The organism is Brevundimonas sp., from assembly GCF_013823285.1.
In the GTDB taxonomy this organism is placed as follows: Bacteria; Pseudomonadota; Alphaproteobacteria; order Caulobacterales; family Caulobacteraceae; genus Brevundimonas.
Genome location: NZ_PNLV01000003.1, coordinates 61,793 through 71,478 on the forward strand (window position 1 = coordinate 61,793; position 9,686 = coordinate 71,478).

The following is a 9,686-nucleotide window of genomic DNA, read 5'->3' on the forward strand; positions in this document are numbered from 1 at the left end:
GACGACCATGTTCGACATCAATCTCGCCCTTCAAATTGCCGCTCCCGAGGCCCTTCTGGCCGTCGGCTCGATGATCCTGTTGACGATCGGCGCCTATGGCGGCGAGAAGCTGGGCCGCGTGGTCAGCCTGCTGGCTGTCGCCCTGCTGATCGGGGCCGCCGGCGTCGCCGCCAATGCGCCGCTGGGCATGGTCTTCAACGGCGCTTTCGTCTCGGACCCCATGTCCGTCTACGCCAAGGTGGCCATCTATCTGGCCAGCGCCCTGGCCGTGGTGCTGGGCGACGGCTGGACGCGCCGCAACGGCATCGCCCGGTTCGAATATCCGGTGCTGATCGTGCTGGCGGCGGTCGGCATGGGCATGATGGCCTCGGCCGGCGACCTGATGTCGCTGTATGTGGGCGTCGAGCTGCAGTCACTGGCCCTGTACGTGCTGGCCGCGTTCCACCGGGACAACGGCCGGGCGTCCGAAGCGGGCCTGAAGTATTTCGTGCTGGGCGCGCTGTCGTCGGGCCTGCTGCTGTACGGCTCCAGCCTGATCTACGGCTTCACCGGCTCCATGCGCTTCGACGAGATCGCGGCGGTGGCGGCGGGCGGGGCCGAAACCGGCCTGATCTTCGGTCTGGTGTTCCTGATCTGCGGCCTGGCGTTCAAGGTCTCGGCCGCGCCGTTCCATATGTGGACGCCTGATGTTTACGAGGGCGCACCGACCCCGGTCGTGGCCTTCTTCGCCACCGCGCCCAAATTCGCGGCCATGGTGCTGTTCGCCCGCGCCCTGAGCGAAGGCTTTGGCGGCGCCCATGACCAGTGGGCCCAGGTGCTGGTGATCATCTCGCTGATCTCGTTCGCGGTGGGCGCCTTCGGCGGTCTGGCCCAGCGGGACATCCCGCGGCTGCTGGCCTATTCGTCCATCGCCAACATCGGCTATGCGCTGCTGGCCATCACGGCGGGCACGCAGGCGGGCCTGCAGGCCCTGCTGCTGTTCATGACCTTCTACATGATCGATACGCTGGGCTTCTTCGCCCTGCTGATGGCCCTGTCGCGCGGCGGTCGGCCGATCCGGCGCATCGCCGACCTTGCGGGTCTTCGCAAGGACAAGCCGGTCACCACCATCGCCATCACGGTGCTGTCCCTGTCGGTGCTGGGCATGCCGCCCTTCGCCGGGTTCTGGGGCAAGTTCTATGTGTTCGGCGCCGCGCTGCAGGCGGGCTACTGGATCGTGGCGGCCCTGGGTCTGGTGGCCTCGGTTGTGGCGGCCTTCTACTATCTGCGCATCATCAAGGTGATGTGGTTCGACGCCCCGCCGGAAGGCGAGGGGGCGGTGGACCCGTCGCCGCGTGACGCTCAGTGGATCGGCTGGGCCGCCGCGGCCTTCTCGTTCCCGCTGGTGCTGATCGCCCTGACCTGGCTGGAGCCTCTGGCCCGCAACGCCGCCACCAGCTTCGGGGCGGGCTGATTGGCCGAGGCCGCCCCGCGCCTGATCCTCGAGGACACGGACTCCACCAACGCCGAGGCGCGGCGCATGGCCGAGCGCGGCGAGACCGGACCGCTGTGGATCGTGGCGCGGCGCCAGTCGGCGGGCCGGGGGCGACGCGGCCGGGCCTGGTCCAGCGAGACCGGCAATCTGGCCGCGACCTTGCTGACCGTGGTTCACCGTCCGCCCGCCGAGGCGGCGCAGCTGACCTTTGTAGCGGCCCTGGCCGTGGCGGACTTGCTGGACGCCTGGGCGCCGCCAGCGCTGGTCGGCATCAAATGGCCCAATGACGTGATGCTGGACGGCAAGAAGGCCAGCGGCATCCTGCTGGAGTCCGGTGCCCATGACAGCGGCGGTCTGTGGCTGGCGGTGGGGATCGGCGTCAATCTGGCCCACGCGCCGACGGGCACCCAGCGGCCCGCGACGGCCCTGGCCGACCACCTGCGCGCGGATATTGCGGCGCCGCCCTCCATCGAGCGGGCGGCGGATGGTCTGGCGGAGGCGTTCGCTGTCTGGATGGAGCGCTGGCAGATGCTGGGGTTCCAGCCGGTGCTGGATGCCTGGGTGGCCCGGACGCCGGGGCTGGACGGACCCTGCACGGCGCGGCTGGGCCATGAGACGATCAGCGGCCGGGCCGAAGGTGTGGAGCCGGACGGCGCGCTGCGCCTGCGCTTGCCCTCGGGCGAGCTCAGGCGCATTTCGGCGGGCGACGTGTTCTTCGGGGAGGCGGTCTGATGCTTCTGGCCATCGAGCAAGGCAACACCAACACCCTGTTCGCGGTACATGACGGGACCGACTGGATCGCCCAATGGCGCACGGCCACGGAGTCCAGCCGGACCGCCGATGAATATGCGGTCTGGCTGAGCCAGCTGCTGTCCATGCGGGGCATCAGGATGGCGGCGCTGGACGGCTGCATCATCTCCAGCGTGGTGCCCCAGTCGATCTTCAATCTGAAGAACCTGTCGCGCCGCTATCTGAACGTCGAGCCGCTGGTGATCGGGGACAATGTGGACCTGGGCATTCCGGTGCGCATCACCAAGCCCAGCGAGGCGGGGGCTGACCGGCTGGTCAACGCCATCGGCGCCCATCTGAAATACGACGGCGACCTGATCGTCATCGACTCCGGCACCGCCACCACCTTCGACGTCATCGCCGCCGACGGCGCCTTCGAGGGCGGGGTGATCGCGCCGGGCATCAACCTGAGCCTGCAGGCCCTTCATGAGGCGGCGGCCATGCTGCCGCGCATCGCCATCCAGAAGCCCGACCGGGTCATCGGCAAGGACACCGTCTCCAACATGCAGTCCGGCGTGTTCTGGGGCTATGTCTCGCTGATCGAGGGCATGGTGTCGCGCATGAAGGCCGAGTGGGGGAAACCCATGACCGTCATTGGAACCGGCGGCGTGGCCAGCCTGTTCGAAGGCGCAACCCACAGCATCGATCACTTCGACGCGGATCTGACCATTCGCGGCCTTCTGGAAATCTGGCGTCGCAACGCCCATCTGAAAAAGACATGAAAAAATCAAATCAAGACGAACTGGTCTTCCTGCCGCTGGGCGGCTCCGGGGAGATAGGCATGAACCTGAACGCCTATGGTTTCGGCCCGGCGCATGACCGCAAATGGATCATCGTCGATGTGGGCGTGACCTTCGGCGACCTGTCGACGCCCGGCGTCGACATCATCGTGCCCGATCCCGAGGCCCTTAAGGGCGAGAAGATCCTTGGCATCCTGCTGACCCACGCCCACGAGGACCATATCGGCGCCCTAGGCTGGCTGTGGCCGCGCATCCAGGCGCCGCTCTACGCCACGCCGTTCACCGCCTATCTGATCCGCGACAAGCTGCGCGAACAGAACCTGCTGAACGAGGTGAAGCTGCATGAGGTGCCGCTGGGCGGCACGGTCAACCTGGGCCCGTTCGAATGCGAGTTCGTCACCATGACGCACTCCATCGCCGAGCCGAACGGCATCGCCATCAAGACCCCGCTGGGCACGGTGATGCACACCGGAGACTGGAAGATAGACGACGACCCGGTGATCGGGTCGCAAACCGACGGCAAGGCTCTCGCCCGGCTGGGTGACGAGGGCGTGCTGGCCATGGTGGGGGATTCCACCAATGTCTTCGTCGATGGCGTCGCGGGGTCCGAAGGGGGCGTGGCGGACGCCCTGGTCGATCTGATCAAGCCCCTGCGCGGCCGCGTGGCCGTGGGCTGTTTCGCGTCCAATGTGGCGCGGGTCCACAGCGTGGCTCTGGCCGCCAAGGCGGCGGGGCGGCGTGTGGTGCTGGCCGGGCGATCGATGCACCGCATCACGGCGGCGGCCAAGCATGTGGGCCTGCTTGGCGACCTGCCGCCCTTCCTGACAGACGAGGAAGCCCGCGTCTGGGCGCCCGACGAAGTCCTCTATCTGTGCACCGGCAGTCAGGGCGAGGCGCGCGCGGCCCTGTCGCGGGTGGCGGACGGCACCCACCCCGTGGTCAAACTCGGATCGGGCGACCACTGCATTTTCTCGTCGCGGGTCATTCCCGGCAATGAGCTGGCCATCGGCGATCTTCAGGACCGTCTCGCGGACCGGGGCGTGCGCCTCTACACCGAGAAGGACCACCCCGGCATCCACGTGTCCGGCCACCCGTGCCGGGACGAGCTGAGGCAGATGTACGACTGGGTGCGTCCGCGCATCGCGGTGCCCACCCACGGCATGCGCCGCCACCTGATGGAGCACGCCAATCTGGCCAGGGACATGGGCGTCCCCGAGACCGTGACGCCGCGCAACGGCGATCTGGTGCGTCTGGCTCCCGGTCCGGCCGCGATCATCGACGAGGTCCCCTGGGGTCGCCTGTACGTTGACGGCGGCATGCTGGTGACCGAGGCGGGCGAAGCAATCCGCGAACGCCGCCACGCCGCCGGCAACGGCGTGCTGGTGGTCAGCTTCGTGCTGGACAAGGGCGGCCGCATCGTCAGCGACATCGACGTGCGCGGCATTGGCCTGCCGGGCGACGAGGGCACGCCGCTTGGCGATGCGCTGGATGGCCTGGCCGAGCGGGTCGAGGACGTGGTGCGCGGCCTGAAGGGCGAGGCGCTTCAGGACGAGCTGGTGGTCGAACAGGCGGTGGCCCGCGCGCTGAAGAAGGCCAGCCAGCAGATCTGGGACCGCCGTCCGATCGTGGAAACCATCGTCCTACGGCTGTAGAGCCGCGAACCCAGCGGAGCCGATTCCTGGCGGGCTTCATGAGGCGGACGGAGCCGTCTGGATTGCGTCCGCCTATGCGGGCGCCGTGGCTCTGGGTCGACAGTGTTTGACGGTGGACAGGGGCGTGCTTTTCGCCCAGCCTCAGGGTCGGCAGGGAGATCATCATGGGCGCCACGGTTCGCATCGCGGTTCTTGCAGGTTTTCTGGCTGTCGCGGCCTGCGATCAGCCCGAGCGGATCGAGGCCAATGAGGCTGTGCCCGCCGCCGAGCCCGCGCCTGCGGCTGCGCCGGACGCCATGACGCCCCAGGCTCTGGTGCAGGCCCTGTACATGGAGCCCGCCATCCCCACCGCCGCGCCCCATGTGCGGCTGTATTTCGCCGAACCGCTGGTGAACGGCCTGTCCGGCGAAGAGGGAATCGGCTTCGACTATCGCCATGACGCCCAGGACGGGGCCATCACGGATCTTGCGGTGGAGGAAATCGCCTCGGGCCCCGAAGGGTCGGCCATTGTGGCGCGTTTCAACCGGGGCGGCCGGCCCGTCTCCATGGCCTGGGATCTGTGCCGCCGGGAAAACGGAGAGTGGCGCATCACCAATGTCCGCAGCGTCCAGAACAACTGGAACCTGCGCGACCTGACCGGCGCCGACGCGGGCGAGGATGCGTCGCAGCCCGCGTGCTGAGCCTCGCCCCGACGCGTCAAACCGGCTAAGCCGGATCCATGATCGGACGACTGAACCATGTGGGGGTGGCCACGCCCTCCATTGAGGCCTCTGTGGCCATGTACCGCGACCTGCTGGGCGCGACGGGAGCGGGCGAACCGTTCGACCTGCCGGCGCAGGGGGTGCGGGTCTGTTTCATCGACCTGCCCAACAGCCAGATCGAGCTGATCGAGCCGCTGGGCGAGGGCTCACCGATCCACGGCTTTCTGGCCAGGAGCCCCAAAGGGGGCCAGCACCACGTCTGCTACGAGGTCGAAGACATCATCGCAGCCCGCGACGCCCTGCGCGCAAAGGGGGCGACCATTCTGGGAACCGGAGAGCCACGCATCGGCGCCCACGGCACGCCCATCATCTTCGTGCACCCGAAGGACATGGGCGGGGTGCTGGTGGAGCTGATGGAAACGCCGACGGAGCCGCACCCATGATCGGACCGACCACAGCCATCGCCATCTATTTCGTCGTTTGGTGGACCGTGCTGTTCGCCGTGCTGCCGCTGGGCATGAATCAGGGCCCGCGCGAGCGTCAGACCGACGGCGGCGACTGGGGGGCCCCGGCCAATCCGAACCTGAAGAAGAAGTTCATCACCACCACCTGGGTTTCGGCCATCGTATGGGCCGTGATCATGGTGATCATCTTCACCGGCATCCTGCCCTTGCCGGCCCTGCCGGGCGGGGGCTGATCTCCGCAAATCGGGAACCGAGTCGACTTTGATTGCCTATCCCCCGGCGCCCCGGCTAAAGGCGTAGGCTCAATTAAAAACGGATTCCCGATGCGTCTCTCGCGCTACTTCCTGCCCACCCTCAAGGAGACGCCGTCCGAGGCGCAGATCGTCTCGCACCGGCTGATGCTGCGCGCGGGCCTGATCCGTCAGGAAGCGGCGGGTATCTACGCCTGGCTGCCGCTGGGCCTGCGGGTGCTGAAGCGCATCGAACAGATCGTGCGCGAGGAGCAGGAGCGGGCGGGCGCCGTCGAGATCCTGATGCCGACCATCCAGCTGGCCGACCTGTGGCGCGAATCCGGCCGCTATGACGCCTATGGCCCGGAGATGCTGCGCATCGTCGACCGGCACAAGCGCGACATGCTGTACGGCCCCACGGCCGAGGAGGTCGTCACCGACATCTTTCGCGGTTTCGTGAAGAGCTATCGCGACCTGCCGCTGAACCTGTTCAACATCCAGTGGAAGTTCCGCGACGAGCAGCGGCCCCGGTTCGGGGTTATGCGCGGGCGCGAGTTCCTGATGAAGGACGCCTATTCTTTCGACGCGGACGAGGCGGGCGCGCGGCGGTCCTACAACCGCATGTTCGTGGCCTATCTGAACACCTTCGCGCGGCTGGGTCTGAAGGCCGTGCCCATGCGCGCCGACACCGGCCCCATCGGCGGCGACCTGAGCCACGAGTTCATCATCCTGGCCGACACGGGCGAGAGCCAGGTGTTCTGCGACCGCCGTCTGGTGGACATGCCGGCGCCCGGGCCTGACGTGGACTGGAACGACCTCCAGTCAATCGTTGATCAGCGAACGGCGCTCTACGCTGCGACCGACGAGATGCACGAGGCGGACCGCTTCGACGCCGAGGTGGGGGAGGGCGACCGCCTGACCGCGCGCGGCATCGAGGTGGGCCACATCTTCTATTTCGGCACAAAGTATTCCAAGCCCATGAAGGCCATCGTGGCCGGGCCGGACGGCAAGGACGTGCCGGTGCACATGGGCAGCTATGGCGTTGGGGTCTCGCGCCTGATCGGGGCCATCATAGAGGCCAGCCACGACGACGCCGGCATCATCTGGCCCGAGGCCGTGGCCCCGTTCGACGTGGGCGTCATCAATCTGCGGCCCAATGACGAGGCGGTCTCGGCCGCCTGCGAGGACGCCTGGGCCAAGCTGAAGGCGGCGGGCAAGACGGTGCTGTACGACGATCGCGACGACCGGCCGGGCGGCAAGTTCGCCACCGCCGATCTGATCGGCCTGCCCTGGCAACTGATCATCGGGCCCAAGGGCCTGGCCGACGGGGTGGTGGAGCTGAAGCGTCGCGCCACCGGGGAGCGCGAAACCCTGCCGCTGGACGCGGCCATCCAGAAGCTGACCGCATGACCGATACCGCCGCCGGGAAGGCCGCAAAACCCGCCGGGGCGTTCAGCGCTTGGGAGATCGGCCTGGCCCTTCGCTACCTGCGCGCCAAGCGCAAGGAGGGCGGGGTCGCCCTGATCGCCGTGATCAGCTTCATCGGCATCATGCTGGCCGTGGCGGTGCTGATCAGCGTCATGAGCATCATGTCCGGCTTCCGCACCGAACTGCTGAACCGGATGCTGTCGTTCAACGGGCACATGTACGTGCACGGCCAGGTGCTGCAGGCGCCGGACCGCAACGAGGCGCTGGCGCGTATCCGGGAGGTCCCCGGGGTGGTCAGTGTCACGCCCCTGACCGAGTCTCCGGCCATGTTCACCGCCCACGGCCGCACGACCGGCGGCGTGGTGCGCGGCATCGCGCCCGACAATCTTAACTCCATGAGCTTCGTCTATCAGAGCCTCGATGAGGATGCCCGGGCCCGGTTCGGCCAGGGCGCCTACGGCGGCGACAACATCCTGATCGGCAAGGCTCTGGCGGATCAGATGGGCCTGAGGGTCGGGGACCTGATGACCCTGATTTCGCCCCAGGGCGGCGCCACGGCCTTCGGTGACCTGGGCACGTCCAAGACCTATGTGGTCGGTGGCATCTTCCAGTCCGGCGCCGCGGACTATGACCGCGCCTTCGTGTTCATGCCGCTGGAGCAGGCGCAGCTGTTCTTCGGCAAGGAAGGCCTGTGGGATGTGCTCGAACTGAAGGTGGACCAGCCCGATCAGGTGGCCCGCTATGTCCAGCCGGTGGCCGAGGCCGCGGGGCAGGGGGCGCTGGTCAGCGACTGGCGCAACACCATGGCCGCCTTCTGGAGCGCGTTGAGGATCGAGCGCGTGGCCATGGGCATCATCCTGGGCCTCGTGGTGGCCATTGCGGCCATGAACATCATCTCGGGCATCGTCATGCTGGTGAAGAACAAGGGGCGCGACATCGCCATCCTGCGCACCATCGGGGCCAGCCCGTCGTCGATCCTGCGCATCTTCTTCATGGCGGGGCCACCATCGGCGTGGCGGGCACGCTGGCGGGCCTGGTCCTGGGCCTGCTGTTCTGCTGGAACATCGGGTCCATCCAGAGCTTCCTCGAGTGGGTCCTGCAGGTGCAGCTGTTCCCGGCGGACGTCTACATGCTGGACGGGGTGCCGGCGCTGGTGGATCCGGCGGACGTTTTCTGGGTCACGGTCTGGTCCCTGCTGATGTCCTGCGTGGCCAGCCTGCCGCCGTCGTGGAACGCCTCGCGCATCGATCCCGTGGAGGCCCTCCGCTATGAGTAGCCCCGTGCTGTCCCTCCGGGGCGTGACGCGCACCTATGACACCGCCCAGGGCGGGCTGCAGGTGCTGAAAGGCGTCGATCTGGACGTATTTCCGGGCGAGGTGGTCGGTCTGATCGGGCCGTCCGGCTCGGGAAAGTCGTCGTTGCTCCACGCCGCCGGCCTGCTGGAGCGGCCTACCGACGGTCAGGTCATGATCGACGGTCAGGATGTGGGCGCCCTGCCGGAGCGGGCGCGCACGCGCATCCGTCTGGCCAAGGTGGGCTTCGTCTATCAGTTCCACCACCTGCTGCCCGAGTTCGACGCCGGCGACAACGTGGCTTTGCCCATGCGCATCAACGGGGTGTCGCACAGCGTGGCGCGGGCGCGGGCCTCGGAGCTGCTGACGGCCCTGGGGCTCGGCGAACGGCTGACGCACCAGCCGGCCCAGCTGTCAGGCGGCGAGCAGCAGCGGGTCGCCGTGGCCAGGGCGCTGGCCAACCAGCCGCGTCTGCTGCTGGCCGACGAGCCCACCGGCAATCTGGACCCGGCCACCAGCCAGGCCGTTTTCGAATCCCTGCGCGAACTGGCCAAGACCACGGGCGTCGCCGCCCTGATCGCCACCCACAACATGGAGCTGGCGGGGCATATGGACCGGGTCTTCGCGCTTCGCGACGGCCATCTGGAAGAGCGCCCGGCCGAAAGTCACGCCTACTGAGGCGCTACTTCTTCCCGGGGGGCGTGGTGAAGGGCGAGGCGCCGACGGTGATCGGCGGCTTGGCCTTCTCCGCCTTGGGTTTGCGGATTTCCTTGGTGCTGCGTTTCTGACCCTTGGCCATGACAGGCGCTCCGGGCGCCGGCGGCCGCCGGAAGGGCGGGGAAGGGCGTTGGCGGCAGTATACAGCAGGTGGATGCTGCGGCTCGCAGAAAATCCGCGATTGACCGAAACAAAAACA

The 9,686-nt window shown here is 67.9% G+C and carries 10 protein-coding genes and 1 pseudogene; 10 read left to right on the plus strand and 1 reads right to left on the minus strand.

Annotation, left to right across the window (positions count from 1 at the left end; genetic code table 11):
* Positions 1-7 precede the first annotated feature (7 nt).
* The 10 genes and pseudogenes from nuoN to C0461_RS01240 all read left to right on the plus strand — a co-directional run bounded on the left by nuoN (position 8) and on the right by C0461_RS01240 (position 9,448).
* Positions 8-1,453, plus strand: a complete 1,446-nt coding sequence (nuoN, locus tag C0461_RS01195; RefSeq protein WP_292103242.1) for an NADH-quinone oxidoreductase subunit NuoN — start codon at positions 8-10, stop codon at positions 1,451-1,453.
* The gene (locus tag C0461_RS01200) at positions 1,454-2,206 is read left to right on the plus strand and encodes a biotin--[acetyl-CoA-carboxylase] ligase (RefSeq protein WP_292103243.1); all 753 of its coding nucleotides are present in this window, start codon (positions 1,454-1,456) and stop codon (positions 2,204-2,206) included.
* Positions 2,203-2,985, plus strand: coding sequence for a type III pantothenate kinase (locus tag C0461_RS01205; RefSeq protein ID WP_292103259.1), 783 nt, complete (start codon positions 2,203-2,205; stop codon positions 2,983-2,985). Before C0461_RS01200 ends, C0461_RS01205 begins: the two co-directional genes overlap by 4 nt.
* Complete coding sequence (locus C0461_RS01210) at positions 2,982-4,655, plus strand: ribonuclease J (RefSeq protein WP_292103244.1); 1,674 nt, start codon at positions 2,982-2,984, stop codon at positions 4,653-4,655. The genes C0461_RS01205 and C0461_RS01210 overlap by 4 nt, the downstream gene beginning before the upstream one ends.
* 164 nt (positions 4,656-4,819) lie before the next feature.
* Positions 4,820-5,335 carry a hypothetical protein gene (locus C0461_RS01215; protein WP_292103245.1) on the plus strand — a complete coding sequence of 172 codons (516 nt, stop codon included), beginning with the start codon at positions 4,820-4,822 and terminating at the stop codon, positions 5,333-5,335.
* A 38-nt stretch (positions 5,336-5,373) separates the two neighbouring features.
* Entirely contained in the window at positions 5,374-5,799 is a 426-nt protein-coding gene (gene mce / locus C0461_RS01220) for a methylmalonyl-CoA epimerase (RefSeq protein WP_292103246.1), read from the plus strand.
* Positions 5,796-6,053, plus strand: coding sequence for a DUF1467 family protein (locus tag C0461_RS01225; RefSeq protein ID WP_292103248.1), 258 nt, complete (start codon positions 5,796-5,798; stop codon positions 6,051-6,053). Before mce ends, C0461_RS01225 begins: the two co-directional genes overlap by 4 nt.
* A gap of 90 nt (positions 6,054-6,143) precedes the next feature.
* Positions 6,144-7,460, plus strand: a complete 1,317-nt coding sequence (gene proS, locus C0461_RS01230) for a proline--tRNA ligase (protein WP_292103250.1) — start codon at positions 6,144-6,146, stop codon at positions 7,458-7,460.
* A pseudogene (locus C0461_RS01235) lies at positions 7,457-8,754 on the plus strand (lipoprotein-releasing ABC transporter permease subunit). The gene proS and the pseudogene C0461_RS01235 overlap by 4 nt, the downstream one beginning before the upstream one ends.
* Positions 8,747-9,448 carry an ABC transporter ATP-binding protein gene (locus C0461_RS01240; protein ID WP_292103252.1) on the plus strand — a complete coding sequence of 234 codons (702 nt, stop codon included), beginning with the start codon at positions 8,747-8,749 and terminating at the stop codon, positions 9,446-9,448. The pseudogene C0461_RS01235 and the gene C0461_RS01240 overlap by 8 nt, the downstream one beginning before the upstream one ends.
* Before the next feature lie 4 nt (positions 9,449-9,452).
* Here the strand turns inward: C0461_RS01240 and C0461_RS01245 are convergent, their stop codons facing one another.
* Positions 9,453-9,569, minus strand: a complete 117-nt coding sequence (locus tag C0461_RS01245; RefSeq protein ID WP_292103253.1) for a hypothetical protein — start codon at positions 9,567-9,569, stop codon at positions 9,453-9,455.
* Between the last annotated feature and the right edge of the window lie 117 nt (positions 9,570-9,686).